This is a genomic window from Sulfurisphaera tokodaii str. 7 (assembly GCF_000011205.1).
GTDB lineage: Archaea > Thermoproteota > Thermoprotei_A > Sulfolobales > Sulfolobaceae > Sulfurisphaera > Sulfurisphaera tokodaii.
In genome coordinates, this window is the sequence record NC_003106.2 from 240769 (window position 1) to 259983 (window position 19215).

At 31.1% G+C, this 19215-nt stretch carries 19 protein-coding genes; 9 read left to right on the plus strand and 10 right to left on the minus strand.

Annotated features, from left to right (window positions below):
- From STK_RS01225 to STK_RS01235, 3 genes are read left to right on the plus strand one after another with little or no spacing between them, the layout of a single operon-like run.
- Positions 1-1641: an alkaline phosphatase family protein gene (locus STK_RS01225; protein ID WP_052846222.1), complete on the plus strand. Its 1641-nt coding sequence runs from the start codon at positions 1-3 to the stop codon at positions 1639-1641.
- Entirely contained in the window at positions 1619-2980 is a 1362-nt protein-coding gene (locus tag STK_RS01230; protein WP_010978162.1) for a (2Fe-2S)-binding protein, read from the plus strand. Before STK_RS01225 ends, STK_RS01230 begins: the two co-directional genes overlap by 23 nt.
- Positions 2977-4080 (plus strand): NAD(P)/FAD-dependent oxidoreductase, encoded by a 1104-nt coding sequence (locus tag STK_RS01235; protein ID WP_010978163.1) that lies wholly within the window; start codon positions 2977-2979, stop codon positions 4078-4080. The genes STK_RS01230 and STK_RS01235 overlap by 4 nt, the downstream gene beginning before the upstream one ends.
- A 7-nt stretch (positions 4081-4087) precedes the next feature.
- Here STK_RS01235 and STK_RS01240 read toward each other — a convergent pair whose 3' ends face one another.
- Positions 4088-5074, minus strand: coding sequence for an MBL fold metallo-hydrolase (locus STK_RS01240; RefSeq protein ID WP_010978164.1), 987 nt, complete (start codon positions 5072-5074; stop codon positions 4088-4090).
- A 48-nt stretch (positions 5075-5122) separates the two neighbouring features.
- On the minus strand, positions 5123-6925 hold the full coding sequence (locus tag STK_RS01245) for an ATP-dependent DNA ligase (protein WP_010978165.1): 1803 nt from the start codon (positions 6923-6925) through the stop codon (positions 5123-5125).
- Between the two features lie 148 nt (positions 6926-7073).
- Between STK_RS01245 and dcd the strand changes: the two genes are divergently transcribed.
- A complete protein-coding gene (gene dcd, locus STK_RS01250) occupies positions 7074-7625 on the plus strand; it encodes a dCTP deaminase (RefSeq protein ID WP_052846226.1) in 552 nt (183 codons plus the stop codon).
- Here dcd and STK_RS01255 read toward each other — a convergent pair.
- The 5 genes from STK_RS01255 to STK_RS01275 are packed head-to-tail and all read right to left on the minus strand — an operon-like array spanning position 7582 to position 10448.
- On the minus strand, positions 7582-8277 hold the full coding sequence (locus STK_RS01255; protein ID WP_052846227.1) for a hypothetical protein: 696 nt from the start codon (positions 8275-8277) through the stop codon (positions 7582-7584). The genes dcd and STK_RS01255 overlap by 44 nt on opposite strands.
- Before the next feature lie 42 nt (positions 8278-8319).
- Positions 8320-9021 carry a protein disulfide oxidoreductase gene (gene pdo, locus STK_RS01260; protein WP_010978168.1) on the minus strand — a complete coding sequence of 234 codons (702 nt, stop codon included), beginning with the start codon at positions 9019-9021 and terminating at the stop codon, positions 8320-8322.
- A gap of 50 nt (positions 9022-9071) precedes the next feature.
- Complete coding sequence (locus tag STK_RS01265) at positions 9072-9764, minus strand: TIGR00296 family protein (protein WP_010978169.1); 693 nt, start codon at positions 9762-9764, stop codon at positions 9072-9074.
- Positions 9736-10200 (minus strand): Mut7-C RNAse domain-containing protein, encoded by a 465-nt coding sequence (locus STK_RS01270; protein WP_010978170.1) that lies wholly within the window; start codon positions 10198-10200, stop codon positions 9736-9738. The genes STK_RS01265 and STK_RS01270 overlap by 29 nt, the downstream gene beginning before the upstream one ends.
- Positions 10200-10448 carry a hypothetical protein gene (locus STK_RS01275; protein WP_010978171.1) on the minus strand — a complete coding sequence of 83 codons (249 nt, stop codon included), beginning with the start codon at positions 10446-10448 and terminating at the stop codon, positions 10200-10202. Before STK_RS01275 ends, STK_RS01270 begins: the two co-directional genes overlap by 1 nt.
- A 29-nt stretch (positions 10449-10477) precedes the next feature.
- Between STK_RS01275 and rqcH the strand changes: the two genes are divergently transcribed.
- The 3 genes from rqcH to STK_RS01290 are packed head-to-tail and all read left to right on the plus strand — an operon-like array spanning position 10478 to position 14980.
- Positions 10478-12265, plus strand: a complete 1788-nt coding sequence (rqcH, locus tag STK_RS01280) for a ribosome rescue protein RqcH (protein WP_010978172.1) — start codon at positions 10478-10480, stop codon at positions 12263-12265.
- A gap of 25 nt (positions 12266-12290) precedes the next feature.
- Complete coding sequence (locus STK_RS01285; RefSeq protein ID WP_010978174.1) at positions 12291-13157, plus strand: serine/threonine-protein kinase RIO2; 867 nt, start codon at positions 12291-12293, stop codon at positions 13155-13157.
- Positions 13157-14980, plus strand: a complete 1824-nt coding sequence (locus STK_RS01290; RefSeq protein ID WP_010978175.1) for a DUF460 domain-containing protein — start codon at positions 13157-13159, stop codon at positions 14978-14980. The genes STK_RS01285 and STK_RS01290 overlap by 1 nt, the downstream gene beginning before the upstream one ends.
- Here STK_RS01290 and STK_RS01295 read toward each other — a convergent pair.
- Positions 14967-16184 (minus strand): methionine adenosyltransferase, encoded by a 1218-nt coding sequence (locus tag STK_RS01295; RefSeq protein ID WP_010978176.1) that lies wholly within the window; start codon positions 16182-16184, stop codon positions 14967-14969. The genes STK_RS01290 and STK_RS01295 overlap by 14 nt on opposite strands.
- Positions 16185-16216: 32 nt before the next feature.
- A complete protein-coding gene (locus tag STK_RS01300) occupies positions 16217-16474 on the minus strand; it encodes a U6 snRNA-associated Sm-like protein LSm6 (protein ID WP_052846864.1) in 258 nt (85 codons plus the stop codon).
- Positions 16475-16577: 103 nt separating this feature from the next.
- Here STK_RS01300 and STK_RS01305 point away from each other — a divergent pair, with 103 nt between their 5' ends.
- Complete coding sequence (locus STK_RS01305) at positions 16578-16889, plus strand: ArsR/SmtB family transcription factor (RefSeq protein WP_010978179.1); 312 nt, start codon at positions 16578-16580, stop codon at positions 16887-16889.
- Here the strand turns inward: STK_RS01305 and STK_RS01310 are convergent.
- Positions 16845-18440: a CTP synthase gene (locus STK_RS01310; protein WP_010978180.1), complete on the minus strand. Its 1596-nt coding sequence runs from the start codon at positions 18438-18440 to the stop codon at positions 16845-16847. The two genes, STK_RS01305 and STK_RS01310, sit on opposite strands and share 45 nt — an antisense overlap.
- 82 nt (positions 18441-18522) lie before the next feature.
- Here STK_RS01310 and STK_RS01315 point away from each other — a divergent pair, with 82 nt between their 5' ends.
- Positions 18523-19194, plus strand: coding sequence for an orotidine 5'-phosphate decarboxylase / HUMPS family protein (locus STK_RS01315; protein WP_010978182.1), 672 nt, complete (start codon positions 18523-18525; stop codon positions 19192-19194).
- The last annotated feature ends 21 nt before the right edge of the window (positions 19195-19215 follow it).

Genomic DNA, 19215 nt, shown 5'->3' on the forward strand with positions numbered 1-19215 from the left:
TTGAAAGTATTACTAATCATAATAGACGGTGCATCATACAAAATAATTGAAAAAATTAAGGATAAACTACCTACTATAAATAAGTTGATAAATTCTGGTTTTTATGGAAAATTGGAATCAGTATTTCCTTCCCTTACTCCAATTGCATTAGCCTCATTAATAACTGGAAACTTACCTGAACATAACGGAATTACAGCACCTAAAATTTTTATAAAAGGACGCTCGCTATCTTCTCCTTTATCAGCGTTCAGTAGTGAAGGTTTAAAATCTGATCCTATTTGGGCATATCTAGGTAAACATGGATATAAAGTCACAGTAACTTCTAATCCTCAAGCACTACCAGATAAATGGAAAATTAAAGATGTAATATTATTCGACCCATATAAAAGTAAAATAAAGAAGTGCAGCGATGCTAAAGTTCTTTCAGAAGGAGAAAACAAAATCCTAAGTAATATATGGATTGTAGAGAAACGTAATTCTAAGTACCTCATAGTCTATACAAGCCCTTATGGTGAAAAAGAAATTGAATTAGAAGAGGGAGAATGGAGTGAGCCTATCGAAATTTTAGGTAAGTGTGGCAAAGATGAATTGAAAGGAACCGTATTTCTACATGCTAGGCATGAGAACGTATATGTAAGTCCTATTAGTTTCTTCAATTATAAATGGGGAAATAATACTGAATTACAAGAAAAAATATGGAATTTTATAGTAAGTAAACATGGAATGATCCTAGATGGAGACTATCACTCTTTATATAAAGGAATTATAACGTTAGATGAATATTTAAAAACTATCGAACTCACATACTCATTTTTTCTTAATTATACATTATTTATGCTAGAAAATACTAGTTGGGATTTCGCTATTACATATCTACCAATAGTAGATAACCTCCAACATTTACTTTACGGTATTAACGAAGAAAAAGCCTTTGAACATATAGTAAAAGGATACGAAATGGCAGATGAATTTATTAGAGCACAACTTAATTATGCAGACGTATTTTTCGTGTGTTCTGACCATGGAATAGCTGAAGTTGAGAAGAAAATTTTTATAAATAAGTTTCTTGAAAAAATTAATGTATTGAAATTAAATGATAATGAAGAAATAGATTGGAGTAAAACAAAAGCATATTACGGTGGAGGAGGCCAAATAAGAATCAATTTAAAAAATAGAGAAAAAAACGGTATAGTGTCACATAGGGAATTCCCAAAATTAGTAAGATATATAGTAAGAAACTTAGAAAATTTAGTTGATGAAGAAAAAAATGAAAGAATTTTTACATCTATTGTAGCAAGAGAATCTCCTGCTAATGATAGGGAAGGAGATATTTATATCACAGGTCTTAAAGAGAAATACGGAATAAGTAGTTTAGTTAAAAAAGATATGAACATAATAGAAAAAATTGAATATTACAAAATGACATCAGGAGAACATGGTTATTTTAGAAAGGATGATCTTTACGGTATTATTATATTTTATGATAAGAAGAGTAATACAAGGAGAAAATTTATTTCAAATGCAAAAATAATAGATGTGGCACCTACGATCTTGAAATTATTTAACGTAACAAATGTTAAAATGGATGGAAAGCCTATTATTACATTAGTAGAAAAGTATGGAGATCTCAACAATTATTAGTAAAAGAAAAAGAAGGGTTATAGGAATTAGTTATTATGAAGAAGGATTACCTCATGTAGAAGTAAATCTTAATGGGAAAAAAATTAATCTTGCAAACAATTTCTATAGAGAAACATCAAGAATTAGAATTCCTTTTAATGTAGCATTATTTCATAGAAATCCTATTATAAGAAAACTTTCACCTAAATTATCGTTATTTCAAAAACTTCCAACAAAGTACTTTCCTTCTACGAGCAAAAGCATTGAAAAAGTAACAGTAAAAAGAATCATTATAGGTGGGGGTACAGCTGGCATTACTGCATTGGATGATAAATCATTATTAATAACACATGAACTTATTGGGGACCTAGAATATGATTATAGCCCGATACCAGAGATCGAGCGGGAAGATCTATTAGAGAAAATAAAGGAAAAAATTAAGAAATTTCACGACAGAATAATTATAGGTAAATTTCTTGGTAAATTTGATGAAGGATTACTGTTCGAAACAAAAGATAAGTATTTGTTACTTACTGCTGAGGATATTATAATAAGTGTAGGAGGAAGAACGTTAAGACCCATTTTTAACAGAAATTATATTGTAGGAATAGTTTCAAGAGAATTGTATTTAAGGAAATTAAAGAATAAATATAAAAATATTGTTGTATTAGGTTTTACAAATTTGACAGCAAGAACTGCATTAAATGCTGAAAAAGCTATAATAATCTATCCTAGAGGAATTAAGCCCTTATTTTCTAAGTTTTACAGAGAACAACTTGAAGAAAAAGGAATTGAGATAATTGAAGATAATATATCTGATATAAAAAATAAAAAAGATGTTATAGTAATTTCTACGTATAATGGTAATTTAGTGAAAGCTCAATTAGTAGTATTTTCTATAGTAAAACAACCAAGAATAGAGATAATAACTAATTTAGGAGTGGATTATAGATTCAATCACACATTACATATCTATCAACCAGCAGATAGTAGTAAAGTTATAGGTGGTGCATTAGGGATAATGGATGAGTATATAAGTTATTTAAGTGCAACAAACACTTTGGATTATAAAAAAGTAAGTATATATGAGCCGGGATTGTTCAATAATGATGTGATACAGAATAATTCTCCATACTTATATGGAGAAGGCGGAATTATATGTGAGTGTGAAGATATTGATTTAAACGATGTAAATTTCGCTAAAAAATTAGGTTTCATTAGTGTCGAGGATATAAAAAGAATTACTGGATTAGGTACGGGCCATTGTCAAGGTAAAGTATGTAGTATAGTTGCTGGAAGTATTTTAAAAAGTCCTACTCTAATAACTTTCAGATCACCTATTTATCCGGTGAGCTTATGATAATAATAGTTGGAGCTGGAGCACATGGTCTTAGCTTAGCCTATCATTTAAAAAAGAAGGGTATTAAAGACGTACTAATAATCGAAATGAAAAGAGTAGGATATGGTTCTAGTAGTAGAAATGCAAGTAGGTATCGTTATCATTTTTACAGTGAAGAGAATATTGACTATGCATTAAAGGCAATACCTTATCTTATATCTCAAAGTAAAGAACTTTTCTTAAATTCTGTAACTTATAAAACAGGGTATTTGTGGATACTTAGAAGTGAAGAACAAATATCAATTTTCAAAAAATTAGACTCTTTATGGAAAAGTAAGAATATAGGAGGAAGATTTATTAATTGTAAAGAATTCGATTATCTTTCCGTTGAAGGAGTATGTTATTATGCACCACAAGATGGTGCATTTCATCATGATTACATACTTTATAGTTATTATATTTCAGTAAAAGATTCGTATAAAATAGTTTTTGATAAAGTTAGTGAAATTGTAATAGGAAGTGGCAAAGTTAAAGGTATAAAAACAGAATCTGGAAAATTCTTTGAATCTGAGAAAGTTGTCTTAACAACTGGAGCCTGGAGCGGTGAACTACTACAAAAGATAAACATACAACCATATATTGAGCCAGAGAGAAAAGAAATCTTTATTACTGAGCCCATAAAATACTTTATTAAGCCGCTTATTATAGATAAAGATATATATTTTTCTCAAACATTAAAAGGAGAGATCATAGGAGGAACAGAAACTAAAACAGAAAGAGGATTTTTACCATTCACTATCTCGATTAAAGAGATGAGTAAATTCTTACAAGGATTAAAGCAATTAGTAAAAAACGTATCTGGTCTAGGCATTTTACGTGGATGGAGTGGATATTATGAGATGACACCCGATAATTCTCACATTATGGGATATGGGGAAGAATGGCCAGAAGACTTATATATTGATGCTGGATATAGCGGACATGGCATGATGTTTGCTCCATATTCAGGTAAATTGATGGCTGATCTGATTGCTGATAACAAAAAGGACCCAGCATTTTCAATTTTTACACCAGATAGGTTTGCAAAAAACAAATTACTAAAAGAAAATCTAGTAATATAAACTTCATTTATAACCTAGGTAATATAATAAAATCCTTTTTAGGAATATTTTTCCTTGCATATTCTACCAGATCTTTAGCATATTTACTTCTACTTCCATCAACTACAATAATGTCCGAAGTGGTATTTTCAATATAATATATTGTATCCTGGAAATCAGCATGGCTACTTAGACCTATAATAAAGGATTTTTGATCAACTCTTCTTATAAAGTCCTTTATTATCCAGCCATCTAGAAGAAAATTTGTAGCTGCATTATCCCTATTTTTAAATTCCGTAGCATGTTTAAAGCTTATGTACCAGCCGTCTTTCATTATTTCCTTGCCTTCTTTACTCTTTTCATCAAATACATCATTTATCTTTATACCATGTTTTATTGCAACATTTGTAAGATCTTTTACCTTCCCAGCTACAATAAAAGGAGCGTCTACATCATATTGTCTTAAAATCTTCATAGCTTCTTGAAGCTTACCATAATAACCAAATATTCTAACTGGACCTTGAATCAAAGCATCACGAATATAATCAGAAAACAATATCTCAGCTTCATGCTTATAAGGCCTTTTATGGGCTGGACTACCATAGGTTGCATCAATAATTAGAACATCTGGATTTAATATAGGCGTACCTTTTCCTGGATTCTTAAAATCTCCAGTATATGCTAATTCAACATTGTCACTCTTTACAACCACTTGAGAGGCACCCATTATATGGTCAGCTTTTTCGAGCTTAATTTTCTCATCTAATACATCAAGTGTAATACCATAATCTAGATCTATTCTTTTATGCTTAGGAATAGTATAACCTAACACTGATGCAGCATCCAAAGTTATAGGAGTAGCTATAATACTAGAACATTCTTTTATACTTTTATCTAGTTCTAGTAGGTGATCGGAATGAAAATGAGTTATAACCCTAAATAACCTTCTGTAATGCCCATCGATAGTAAAATTGTTGCCTAATAAAATGGCACCATTATCTAGTATATCAAACACTATCTATTTTAGGAAAAAGAAGTATTTGAAGTTTAGTTTTATAATCCCTTATGCTTCATCAGTGTGCTGTTCTTCTTCCTTCTTTCTCAATTTCATTTTATACATTTCGTAAATTTCTTTAGGAGTTGTAGCATCTTCTATGCTTTTATCATCCCTCCATCTTATAAATCTAGGAAATCTTACTGATAACCCTGCACCTTTAGACACCATATCTTTACAGCACGTGTGTTCTGGAGATAGTGTTATTTCTGCACCTATAATTTCAGCAACATATTTAGGTTCAACCCATATATCAGGTTCTAATTGTGAATCAACTCTTGGATCTTTTTTATCTAACTTAATCTCCATTAATTTCTTTTGCAATTCATCTAATTCGGCATCACTAAAGCCGGATGCTACTTTACATACGGTTTTAAATGTATCTGTCTCTGGGTCATATGCAGCCATTAATAATGAACTCAATTTACCTCCTCTTTTTCCTCTTCCATAAAATGCTCCTACTACTACTAGATCAACGCTGTCAGCCATCTCGCTTTGATAATCTCTCTTCAGTTTAATCCATAAGAAACCTCTAGAACCTGCCTGATATATAGAATCTTTAGCAACCGATTTCACCATTACACCTTCTGCTCCATTGCTTATAGCATCATAAAAGAATTCCATCAGTTTATCTACATTATTTGTATAAATATGATGAGCTATATGTAATTTATCATTTGGTTTAATAACTTCTTCTAGTTTCTTTCTTCTTTCTGGCAAAGGCTTCATGGTATAATCTGCATCTTCATAAAGCATTAAATCAAAAAGATAAACGTTTACTGGATATTCCTTTATAGCTTCATTTATATCATTCTTTCTTTTCCTATGCATTAACTCTTGAAATGGTCTAATCTCATTACTTTCTGGGTCTACAGCTACTATCTCTCCTTCAATTATAACTTCATTAGCGTTTATGTATTCTCTTACATATTCCACAACATCAGGATACATTCTAGTAATATTCTCCAATCTTCTAGAGAATATATATACTTCTTTATCCTTTTTATGTATTTGTGCACGTTCCCCATCATATTTGTAATCTACTAAAGCTTCACCGCCTACTTTAGCTAAAATCTCTGCAGGATCACTCATTCTTTCTGCTAACATCGGCCTTATAGGAATTCCTACTTGAGGTTTAATGTCCTTTAAAGCTTCTACGCCTTGTTGCGCAATAATTTTTGCAATATTACCTAGATCCGCTCTTAAATTATATGCTCTTTCTATTAATGGTCTAAATGAAGTACTCCCGGTAAATGCTGTTGATAGTGCATCCATTATTGTGGCATCACCGATTCCAACTCTTAATCTTCCATCTACGAACCTAACTATGTATTTTGCTTCTAAAGGAGAAGCCTTCTTTAGTAACCCAGCTAAAGATCTAATTTTAATATCTCTACTACCCTCACCTGAAGCCAACGCTATTTTAGTCAAAGATTCATAAGTTTCTTCAACGGTTAAACCTTCATTTGATTGAGCACCTAAGAAGCTTAAAATTGAGGCAGACTGAGGAGTTTTCTTAAGTCTCATCGCAACTTCTCCTAAGTCACCAACAACTTTCAATTGCTCTTCTACTACTTCCTCTTTGACATTCACAGCAATCGAAATTGCTTTAATAAGTAATTTTTCACCAACTCCTAACTCTGGATAGCCTAAAAAGTCTGGCCACAATTTACCCTGAATTAAATAAACTACCTTATCAATGACATTTTTATCAGCCTTTTTAAACAGATCAGTTAGTAATGCGGTAAGTTGAAGCCTTGAAGATATCTTCTCAAGTTTATCAAAGTATTCAGCTATGAGTTTAAACTCCATACTTTAAAATATTTTAGCTTAACTTTTATATTTATAGCTTTGACGATATAATACAGTGATGAAAACCCGGCATTTCAGATAGATGAAGACTCAGAGTTACTCTGACTTTTGCTTTATAAATATAATCCGTCAAAATATAATATACATAATGATTCTCGGTGATCGTGATTTAAAATATTATCTAGAGAAAGGATGGATAAAAATAGACCCATTAAGAGAAGATACCGTTAGGGAAAACGGAGTTGACCTTAGAGTTGGAGGAGAAATTGCTAGATTTATAAAAACGGATAAAGTATTTGATCCAGATAATCCCGATCCTGCATTTTTCAAAATCGAAAAAATTGAGGAGTTTATTATTCAACCATATGAACATGTACTTTTAACCACAGAAGAATATATTGAACTTCCAAATGATGTTATGGCTTTTGTTAACCTTCGCTCATCCTTTGCGCGACTAGGCTTGTTTATTCCACCTACTATAGTAGATGCTGGATTTAAAGGGCAAATAACAATTGAGGTTGTAGGTTCATCGTTTCCCGTATTATTAAGGAGAGGGACACGTTTCATACACTTAATATTTGCAAGAACATTATCACCCGTAGAACACCCGTATCAAGGAAAATATCAAGGCCAAAAAGGCGTTACTTTACCGAAATTTAGAACAGAGGCTTCCAAGTTTTTGTCTCTCCATCAAAAATAATTAGACCTTCACTAACTAACCTTTTGAAAAGTTTAGCCTCTTTTGGATCTAATTTAGATTCAGCTTCTGCAGGATCTGGACTTTTTATTTCCTTTAGTTTATCTATAAATTTATCAAAAAATTCTTGAGATAATGCAATTCTCTCCTTCTCAGTATATATTATTCTTGCCCCTTCCCTTTCTAGCTTAGAAAAATATGCATCAGCGTTTTTTAACTTCAATTCAGATTCAAAGACTACTCCTTGCTCATTAAGAATATCAATAGCTGTCTTTTTTTCCCCCTCTTTTTTCGTAGACTCAAAAGATTTTCTCTGTGAAGGTTGAGGTAGTCTCTCTTCCTTAGTTATGGGTTTACTTTCTATTTTTGATTCCAATTCATCTATTCTTTCTACAATTTCAGCTATTCTTTTTTTTAGATCTTCAAATTGCGACGTAAAAGGATTTATAAGATCTTGGACTTTTCTCTCTAACCTTGAAGTAATTTGTGAAACTAGATCATTAACATTCTGAGGTAAACTGTATGCCTCTGATGAATGAGGAGAAAATAAAATAGCTTTTATATAATCTGTCATTAACACATAGCCTTCTTTCCTTGCTTTTTCCTCTAGTTCTTTGTACTCCTCATCAGTTAACTTAATATAAATAATCTTCATTAACACATAATTAGAAATAATACGATAAAAAATTAGCCTATATTACAACTTTTGTTTCTCCAATAGTGAATTAATGAAGTTTTCTTCGTAAGGAACACCAATAAATTCAACAGACTCATTTATAGCTACAGTAGGTACACTCATTACTTGATATTTTTCAGCAATATCCTGGTTCTCATAGGCTTCAACTACATCAGATTCAACATTACACTTTCCAGCTTTACATGCTTCATAAGCAACCATATGAGCCATTAATGCAGCATATGGACAATATGGACATGACGGAGTAACCACAGTCTCGATTTTCACATATCCGTTTAATTTATTTTTAATCGCATTTATTGTTTCTGCACTTAGTCCACTTTCTCCAAGGGATAGTCTCACTACTGTTTCTACTAGAGCTCTTATTTCTTCACCTAAAGGTGCTCCAGTCCATCTTAGGTAACCTTTCATAAAGGCAACTGTGGGAACTCTCTCTACACGAAATTCTTTAAATATCTCAGCAGAATTAGGATCAGCCCTATCAATAACATGTACAACAGCTAAACTTTTTCCTTCAGAGTCCTTAGGGGCAGCATCACTCATAAATTGTAGAAACCTTTTTGTTACCTCACAATAATGACAGTGAGGATCATTAGAATCTATGAAAACATATATATCTACTGGATTCTTCATGTCTTTAAGTGCATCAACAAGGGCTTGTTTTACTTCATCTGTAAAGAGTTCCGCGAATTCTTCTTCCATGCTTTCACGCTAATAATGATAATTAACACGGTTAAATAAAAATGTATCTATCATAATAAAGATATCTCTTCTTTCTTACATTTAACTTCACTAGGTTTAATAATTAAGATTTTCTCAGATTTTGGTTTTTCTTCTCTAAATATTATACCTTGAAATTTCTTTATTTTAACTTTATTATTCAACCAACAATCGGGCTCAAGGCCAGCTTTAATACAGGTCTCGGCTAAAAAAGTCTCCTCATCCCAACAATATTCCATTGGAACTTGAGGTAATAAAAGACCGCTATAAAGAATACCATATTCAACTATTAACCCATCTTCCCCCACCTTAATCTTCTTAGGCAATTCCCATCTATTTTCAACATCAATTTCTTGGGGCTTTGTTAGTACTGTAACTTCGATAATAATATTGTCAAATTCTCCTTTAGAAAGAGGAGGAAATCTAGGATCAGAAAAAGCTGCAGCAATAGCAGCTTTTGAAACTATTTCTTTAAGAGGAGCTACAGCTTCTACATAACCTATACATCCCCTTAATGAAGTAGAATTACCATAATATGTCTCAAGTGTAACAAATGCAAGACCTTTTTTATTAAGTATAGGGTCATTAAGGGAAGACAAATAATCTTCTAAATTAATCTTTAATATACCTAATTTATTTGCGATAGAATCTCTAGCTATTTTAATAAGGACCTTACCTAAATTCTCATTTAATTCATTAACTGCTACTAATTGCTCTTGACTCATTATTTTTTATTTTACTCCTTGCCTTAATAAGGGTATTCTCTATAGTTCTCCAATGAGAACCTTTCCAATATTCTTTTCCACATTTGGTACACTTCCATTTATTATCGTCTATTTTTTCCAACACACCATTACATTCTGTGCATCTACTAAAATTAGGATCAGCATTTAGATCAATTTTGTATTTTTTTGAAAGCTTAGCTAATATATCAATTAGATCTTCTGATGAATAAACAAGAAAGCATTCTAAGTTTTTCTTTCTTGCCCTAATACATAATCCTCTATCCCTAGTTATTATAACTCTCTTAGTTTCTTCTGCTATTTTTAATATTTTCCAATCTTCGTAATTGTTACTATAGAGAGTATCATATCCTAAAATTCTTAGCCATCTAGCAAGTTTACCTAACATAGCATCAACAATGAACTTTTGTGATTGCATCAAACATTATATAGTATTAAAAATATTAAAATCCAAGCTGAAAAAAGAATTAATACACCCCTACCATATATGTCCCATTTACCAAAATGGTCAAATTTATAAATAAAGAATAAAAATATCGAAACAATGTAAGCTATCAGAGGCATTAAAAATGCTATAATTTCGTTATTTAAAAAAAGGAAAGATAGAACACCTGCGATAACTCCAATTATACCCCTAATAATAACTATTTTATCTTCCTTTTGCACAAGTAGATATTCAGTAAGGGGTTAATAAAGTGAATAAAAAGAATTCTATGTCATATCTTGATCTTCTTGCGTGGATAACTGAAAATAAAAATGAAATAATCTCTTGTAGAGTTGATAATGTCTATAAAATATCTGGTACGCAAGCATACTTTTTAAAACTTCATTGCAAAAATAGCGACAAAAACTTAGTAATTGAACCTGGGAAAAGAATACATTTTACAAAATATGATAGACAGAAAGAAATATCTAATGAAGTGTCATTAATTAGAGCTCATATTAAAGATAAAATCATAAATAATATAGAACTTCTAGGGAAAGAAAGAATCATAAAGTTAACCTTTATGGATAGACTTATGTATATAGAATTATTACCCAGAGGTCTTTTAGTTATAACTGACTTAAACAATAGAATCTTATTTGCTACTGAATATAAGGAATTTAAAGATAGAGTAATAAAACCAAACGTAATATATACTCCACCACCCCCTCCTCCACCTTTAACAGACGAAGAAATTGATAAATTACTAAAAAAAGGAAATTTATCTAGAATTTTAGGCGTACCCCAAGAGATAATTGAAGCTTTAGGAATCTCAGTTTTAAACAGGCAAGAATTAGATAATGCAGTTCTAAAAATTAAGAAATTAGAAGAAGACATAGAAAAAGGAAACTTTAACAAATGTCTAATCCCTAATTTGACTGTAATACCCTTAAAATTTAATGATTGTATAGAAAAAGATAGTTACAATGATGCATTGGATGAATTCTTTACTAATGAAGAAAAAGCAATTATAAAAAGTGAAACAGATAAAAAATTGGAGGAAGAAAAGAAAAAACTAGTTAAAACAATTGAAGAAATAGAAAATGAAATAGAAACATATAAGAAAGAAGAAGATAAACACAGAAATATTGCCAACATTTTAATAGCAAATTATCAGAACATAGAAAATGAGATAAATAAAAACCTTGGTAAAAATACTATCAAAATAAAGCTTGACGAGTACGAGATTGAATTAGATCCGAAGTTATCGGTATACAAAAACGCTTCAAAATATTTTGATATTGCCAAGGAATACGCAGAAAAAAGAAAGAAAGCCGAAGAGACTTTAAATAATCTTAAACAAAAATTGAAAGAACTCGACAAGCAGATAGAAGAAAGGACTGAAGAAATAAGAATTTCATTAAGAAAAAGAGAATGGTATGAAAAATATAGATGGAGTTTTACAAGAAATGGTTATCTAGTGATAGCTGGAAGGGACATAGATCAGAATGAAAGTTTAGTAAGAAAGTTATTAGAACCTAAAGATATTTTTCTTCATGCAGATATTCAAGGAGCCCCTGCTACTATAATAAAGACTCAAGGAAATAACGTAACAGAAGATGATATTAGAGATGCGGCTGTGATTGCAGCATGTTATTCGAAAGCATGGAAAGTCGGAATGGGGGCTATAGATGTATTCTGGGTAAATGGAGATCAAGTAAGCAAATCTCCGCCTAGCGGAGAATATCTTAAGAAAGGGTCTTTTATGATTTATGGAAAGAAGAACTTTATAAATAACGTTAAGATGCAATTGTTTCTTGGTTTAACCGAAGATTTTAAGATAATCGTAGGTAGTGAAGAAGTAGTAAAGAAATATAGCAGTTTTAATATTTTTATTCTTCTTGAACCTGGCGATGAAGATCCTAGCAAATTATCTGCAAAAATAATCAAAATTTTACAAGAAAAATTAAAATTAAAAGGTTTACGAACATTACAAGATGACATAATAAGATCTCTTCCTGGTAAAAGCAAAATAGTAGCAATAAAGAATAAAACTTAGGATTTGTAATATTAAGTTAAACATTATGGCTGTTTTAACATTAGCAGAAAGAGCCTCTCTAGTAGGACCCCTTGATTATAAAGTTTTGAAAACTATTTACGAATTAAATTCTAATTATGAATATGTTCCATATTCTGTAATAATAAACAAACTAGGATTATTAGAAAGAGAACTTAAAGAGGTTCTTCTAAAATTATACAATCTAAAGCTCGTATCTAAAGAAAAAGTATTGAAAGAAACAGGGTACAGAATTACTTTCGCTGGCTTAGATACTTTAGCAATTAAAAAATTATATGCTAATAAAGTACTAAATAAATTAGGAATAATAATAGGTGAAGGAAAAGAAAGTAATGTCTACTTTGGATATGATTTCTCAGATGAAACAATAATAGTAAAATTCCATAGAGTAGGCAGAACTAGTTACAAAAATATAAGAAAAATACGTGGAATAAAATATAAAGAAGATTGGATAAAATTAACAATAGAAAATGCTGAAAGAGAATTTAGCGCATTAAGTTGCCTTACTAATAATTATGCAAACGTTCCTAAACCGTTAGGTCAAGCTTACAATGCTGTTGCTATGGAATATATTCAAGGTAATGAATTATATAGAACTAATTTGAATAACCCAGAGGAAGTATTAGAAGAAATAATCTCTAATGTCAGAATTGCATACCAATACTGCGGCAAGTTAGTACACGGCGATTTAAGTGAATATAACATATTAATAAGAGAGGATGGTAAGCCATATATTATAGATTGGCCCCAATGGAAAAAAGATGATGAAGACTTATTATTTAGAGATCTAACAAATATATTATATTACTTTAATAAAAAATATGAAATATATAAAGATATTGATCAAGTAATAAATTATATAAAGGGGGAATAATGCGGGTATTAGGCGTAGATATAGAAGCGGGGAAAAGCCCTAATTCCTCTCAACCACCTTCTTATGCAGTAGTAATTATTAATGAAAAAGGAGAAATTGAAGAAAAATATGAGAATGTAAGTATTGGTAAACTTATACGAATTATATGGGAAAAGAAACCAGAAGTTATAGCAACTGATAATATATATGAACTAGCGACTAATGAAAAACAATTAATTAAATTACTTTCTTTATTACCAGATAATTTACAAATAATACAGACTACGTATATAAATGGGCAATTTAAAGATATAAGAGAAGTAGCTAGAGAGAATGGCATAGATATTCAAGGAAAAACTAACCCACTAAAAACAGCCTACTTAGCAGCACTTTTAGCCTTAAAAGGTCTTGGCACACCAATTAAAGCAATAGAAAATAAAACAAAGATTATTATAAGTAGAGGTAGAGCTCTTGGCCCTGGAGGAATGAGTAGTAACAGGTATAAACGACATATTAGAGGACTAGTATTAAGAGTTATGAAAGAAATTAAAGAAAAATTAGATAAAAATGGTTTTGATTATGACTATACTATAAAGAGGACAAAGGCTGGCATAGAAAAAGCTGTATTTATTGTGTATGCTCCTCGTCAAAGTTTGAATGGAATAATTAAAAAAATGAAAGGGCACGACTTAGTGGTTGATATAAAACCTATATTCAAAAGTAAAATTGAATTTGTAGATAAGGAAAAATTCTCGAGAAAACCAGTTATAGTTGGAATAGATCCTGGAATTGAAGTAGGAATATCTATAATTGACCTATATGCTAATCCAGTATATCTCAATAGTAAAAGAAATATTGATAGAGAAGAAATTATTAATATAATAAGACAAAATGGGAAACCAGTATTGATAGCTACTGATGTAAACCCCGTGCCGGACACGGTGAGAAAAATAGCTGCACAGCTTAGATGCAAAATCTATGAGCCAGAAAGGCCTTTATATATAGATGAAAAAATGGAGTTAGTCAGTAAGTTTTCCGAAATACATAAAATTAAAATTGATGATCCTCATATAAGAGATTCTTTGTCTGCGGCATTAAAAGCATATTATGATTTTTCTCATAAATTGAGACAAATTGAAGGTTTTCTTGGAAGATTAGACTTAGATATAGAAGAAGATAAGATAATTGAATGTGTAATTAACGGAAATACAATAAATGAATGTATTGAGAAAGAAATTGAAAAAGAAGTTACAGTTACAACAAGAATAGAACAGCCTAAAAACATAGAAAATAAACAGATTAGTAATTCTGCTCAATCAATTAATAATGAACTGCTTGAATATAAGAAAGAAAATGAAAGATTAAAAAGATATATAAAACAACTGTTACAATATAAAGAATATCTAGAGCATAGAATAGATGAAATAAAAGCCTCAATTAACATAGAAGTAGAGAAAGATAGAAGAATATATGAACTCCATACTATAATAAGTACTTATTTAAAGCAAATCGCATCACTGAAAGATCAAATAGAAAATAAAGACAAAGAAATATCAAAATTAAAAGAGATAATAAGAGGTCTAATCTATGGAGATAAGACTGCATTACATAAATCACAATTACCACCTTACTTTAAAATAGAGAAAAATAGGATTATATTTGCAGACCAAGAAATTAGCAGTGAGATATTAGATCTAATCATAGATGATTATGTAATATTAGAAAAAACTTTACTAAGAGACTTAGAACTGTTAAATAAAGAGAGATTGATGAATATAGATACAAACATAGATCTTAAAAGAATTATTGATGAATATAGGAAACAACGTTTTAGAACAGCATAACTTTATTTTCCAATATTAGATCTGATATCTTAGTTATAGACCCTAATATCTCATCAGATATTCCTTCAATTTCTCTTTTCATTTCAGAAGTCAAACTACCATTTTCTGTGGTCACTTGGACATTTGCTATTAAAGGATCATCTATAGGCCTACCAATTTGGCCTAATACCTCAACTTGAACATTCTTAACTCCTTTAACTTCAGTAGAAACTTTTTGAGCAATTAGATTAGCGACGATGTTGTATATTTTTCCTACATGGTTTACTGGATTCTTTCCTGCAGTAGCCTCTAATGACATAGGTCTCATTGGGGTTATTAGTCCAGTAGCCCTATTGCCTCTTCCAGTCATACCATCGTCTCCATGCTCAGCTGACGTTCCCGTCACAGTCAAATATACAATTCCTTTATCTATTTTGTCTCCAGTATTTATGTTAACTTTTACATCATAATCTGGTACAAGCTTACTCGCTAGATCTAAGATAGCTTGTTTTGCCTCTTCTTTTACAGCAATATAATGATTTAAATCACTTACTAATTGACTTATAACTGCCATTGCAATAGTTAATTCAATTGTTTTACCTTTTCTTAATCCCATAACTTTTATATCTTCCCCTATTTCAGGTATTTTAGCTTTCATTTCCTTAGAGTTAAGATATCTTTCTGTCTGATAAACTAAATTTTCTAACTTTGAGTAAGGTGCGAATCCTACTCCAAAACTAGTATCATTCGATAAGGGAACTGATTTCTTAGCTACCTCAAATATTCCAACGAGATCAGCTGAACCCTTGCCTATTTTATAGTCAACTATAACATGCTTTTCCGGGTCTAAATACCTAAAGTGTTCTTTAATCCATTCCTTAACACTTTCAATAATAATAGTTCCAACCGGTATGCTTTCAATTCCAGACTCGGTCTTCACTTCAGTGGTAGCTCTTCCGGCTACAATAATATAAATCGGTTGTAAAACTTCTCCCCCTTTAAATCTAGGTGATGCTTGTCCTCCTACAACTAATGTTTTATCCAAATTATGATGAAGTATTGTACCATATCTTTTGAGATAATAGAGGGATAATTTTCTACTTGCTTCTTCTGATGCAGAATCTGCTATATAGTCTGGATGACCAGTACCCTTACGCTCTACAAGCTCCACTTCTAACGAATCTATATCAACCCAATGGCTTAACTGCACGTTTATGTTTCTCATTAGAATACACTCACCGATGTATTCTTATAAAATTATTTTCCCATTAAAGCTTCGTAATCAACACTTATGAAAAGTATATTGCTACCTCTTATTAGAACTCTTCCATATTTTGCAACAGGTTCAGCTGTACCTTCTCTTGTCTCAATACAGTCTCTCAGTACTAAATTCATTGTACCATCACTTTGTTCTAATCTACCAACGTATTCTGATCCATCCTTAAGTTTCACTAATACAATTTTATTTGTTGCAGTTTTTAAACTCTTTAATGGATTTTCTATCTTTGCTTGCACTATAGTCATCCTCATTTTCTTTTCTGTTACTGACTAATATAAAAGGGTTCTTGTCTCTTAGCCACATCCTTTTTAAAGGGAAAAATTTTTAATTTATATAAACGTGGAACTAACAGTATCAGACCCAGAAGATATATTAAAAATTTCTAGGGCTTTATCCGTAATATCAAGAATAAACATATTAAAACTAGTAGCTGAAAATGAAATGAGTATTACTGAATTAAGTGAAGTATTACACATGACAAAAGCTAATATTAGCATGCATATTAGTGAACTAGAAAATGCTGGATTAATTGAAATATCTTATAAAAATGGAATAAAAGGTATAAAAAAGATTATAAAATTAAAATATGATAAAATTATTATTAATTTAAACTCCAGCAGCAGCTCTAAGGAAACCTATAAAGACGGGTGAAGGAGCTAAAGGCCTACTTTTATATTCTGGATGACCTTGTAACCCTAGGAAGAATTTATGGTTCTTAAGCTCAATCATTTCTACCAGACCATTCTCACTTACACCAGATATTACCAGACCACCTTTCTGTAAAAGATCTACATATTCTGGGTTTACCTCATATCTATGTCTATGCCTCTCATATACTTCTATGTTTCCGTAAATTCTATAAGCTAATGTTCCTTCTTTAACGATTACCTTTTGAGATCCTAATCTCATTGTACCACCAATTTGTACAACTTTCTTTTGCTCGTCTAATAGTGTGATTACTGGATGGGGTGTATTAGGATCAACCTCAGTAGTATGAGCTTTTTCTAGCCCTAACACATTTCTTGCAAATTCTACTACTGCTAGTTGCATACCATAACAGATACCAAGGAATGGTACATTATTTTCTCTCGCATATTTAATTGCAAGAATTTTTCCCTCCACTCCGCGTGAACCAAATCCGGGTAGAACTATTATCCCGTCAACAGATTTCAATTTATCAATTGCTTCTTTTGAATTTTCTATGTCAGTCGATTCTATCCAAACTAGAACAGGCTTGATATGAAGCTTAGCAGCTGCATGGTAAATCGCTTCCTTAATACTAATGTAGCTATCTTTAAGCTTTGTATACTTTCCCACAAGAGCAATTTTTACTTCTTTATCAGCTGTCTTTAAATTATCTATAAAGCGGATCCATTCAGATAGATTAGGCTGATTATCTGGTAAGTTAAGTTTACTTAAAATCTTACTTGCTAAGCCTTGTTTTTCTAGGATTAGAGGAACTTCATAAGTCATATTGACATCATAGTTAGAAAAGATGTATTCTGGTTTTACATTCGTAAACAATGCAATCTTCTTTTTTGTTTCTTCATCTAGTGGAACTACAGATCTAGCAACTATGATATCTGGCTGTATACCTATTCTTCTTAATTCTTGCACGCTATGTTGTAAAGGTTTAGTTTTTATTTCCTCAGTTACTTTAAGGAATTCGACTAAGGCAACATGAACAAAAACTACATTTCCTTCTTCCTCTTCTAGTTTTAATTGTCTTACTGCTTCTAAGAATGGTAAACCTTCTATATCTCCAACAGTTCCGCCTATCTCAACGATAGTAATGTCTGCATTTGCCATATTAGAAGCATATCTTATCATACTCTTTATTTGATCCGTAACATGAGGTATAATTTGAACTGTTTGACCCAAATATTTTCCTTGCCTCTCATTCTTTATAACTTCAAAGTAAACCTTACCAGCAGTAATATTATTGTAACTATACATATTAATACCTACAAATCTTTCATAATGACCTAAATCTAGATCTGTTTCTGCTCCATCATCTGTTACAAAAACTTCTCCATGCATATATGGATTCATAGTACCCGCATCAACATTAAGATATGGATCTACCTTAACCATTGTTATCTTATATCCTCTATTTTTTAAAAGTAATCCTATAGAAGCAGCTACCGTGCCTTTACCAACACTTGATAATACTCCTCCAGTAATTATAATATACTTTGTCAATCGGAAATCACAGCTAAAAATATCACACAGTGAGTTTTAAAAATCATTTGTTAACTTTTATGTAGAAATACCTATTGGTGGAATGATGGAATTACTGGAAAAATTATTAAAAAGTAAAAATTTACAAGTAGCATTAGATTTTATCGATTTAAAAAACGCAGAAGAAATTGCAAAACAGTCTATTGAGGCTGGGGCTGATATATTAGAAGTTGGAACACCTTTAATCAAGTCTTATGGCATACAAGGAATAAGAAGAATAAGGGAAATTGCAAAAGAAAGAATTGTTTTAGCTGACACTAAAACTGCAGATGCTGGCGACGTAGAGGCTGAAATAGTTCATCTAGGTGGAGGTAATATTATGACAGTGCTTGGAATTATGGACGATGCTACAATAGAAAGTGCAGTAAAGAAAGCACATGAATATGGAATTCTCGTCCAAGCAGATCTCATAAACGTTAAAGATATTCTAAAACGAGCAGAAGAAATTAAAAGATTGGGGGTAGACATAATAGGATTGCATGTAGGATTAGATGTGCAGAAAAAAAGAGGTATTACTATAAGCGATTTAAAGAATGAAATAAAGAAAGTTAGCGAACTTGGAGTAATAGTATCAGTTGCTGGCGGGTTAAACAAGAATAATATTGTTGATATTATAGATTTACCTATAAATATTTATGTTGTTGGTGGAGCAATAACAAGAGCGAAGAATCCATTAGAGGAAGCTAAGCAAATCGTTAAAATAATTAAGGGGTAAAATGAGAATTATAAAGGAGTG

Excerpts from the sequence above, each read along its gene's own strand:
- STK_RS01230 (WP_010978162.1), top strand. The coding sequence starts at position 1,619 with ATGGAGATCTCAACAATTATTAGTAAAAGAAAAAGAAGGGTTATAGGA.
- STK_RS01235 (WP_010978163.1), top strand. The coding sequence starts at position 2,977 with ATGATAATAATAGTTGGAGCTGGAGCACATGGTCTTAGCTTAGCCTAT.
- STK_RS01245 (WP_010978165.1), bottom strand. The coding sequence starts at position 6,925 with ATGGAGTTTAAACTCATAGCTGAATACTTTGATAAACTTGAGAAGATA.
- dcd (WP_052846226.1), top strand. The coding sequence starts at position 7,074 with ATGATTCTCGGTGATCGTGATTTAAAATATTATCTAGAGAAAGGATGG.
- STK_RS01255 (WP_052846227.1), bottom strand. The coding sequence starts at position 8,277 with ATGAAGATTATTTATATTAAGTTAACTGATGAGGAGTACAAAGAACTA.
- pdo (WP_010978168.1), bottom strand. The coding sequence starts at position 9,021 with ATGGAAGAAGAATTCGCGGAACTCTTTACAGATGAAGTAAAACAAGCC.
- STK_RS01265 (WP_010978169.1), bottom strand. The coding sequence starts at position 9,764 with ATGAGTCAAGAGCAATTAGTAGCAGTTAATGAATTAAATGAGAATTTA.
- STK_RS01270 (WP_010978170.1), bottom strand. The coding sequence starts at position 10,200 with ATGCAATCACAAAAGTTCATTGTTGATGCTATGTTAGGTAAACTTGCT.
- STK_RS01285 (WP_010978174.1), top strand. The coding sequence starts at position 12,291 with ATGGCTGTTTTAACATTAGCAGAAAGAGCCTCTCTAGTAGGACCCCTT.
- STK_RS01290 (WP_010978175.1), top strand. The coding sequence starts at position 13,157 with ATGCGGGTATTAGGCGTAGATATAGAAGCGGGGAAAAGCCCTAATTCC.
- STK_RS01295 (WP_010978176.1), bottom strand. The coding sequence starts at position 16,184 with ATGAGAAACATAAACGTGCAGTTAAGCCATTGGGTTGATATAGATTCG.
- STK_RS01315 (WP_010978182.1), top strand. The coding sequence starts at position 18,523 with ATGATGGAATTACTGGAAAAATTATTAAAAAGTAAAAATTTACAAGTA.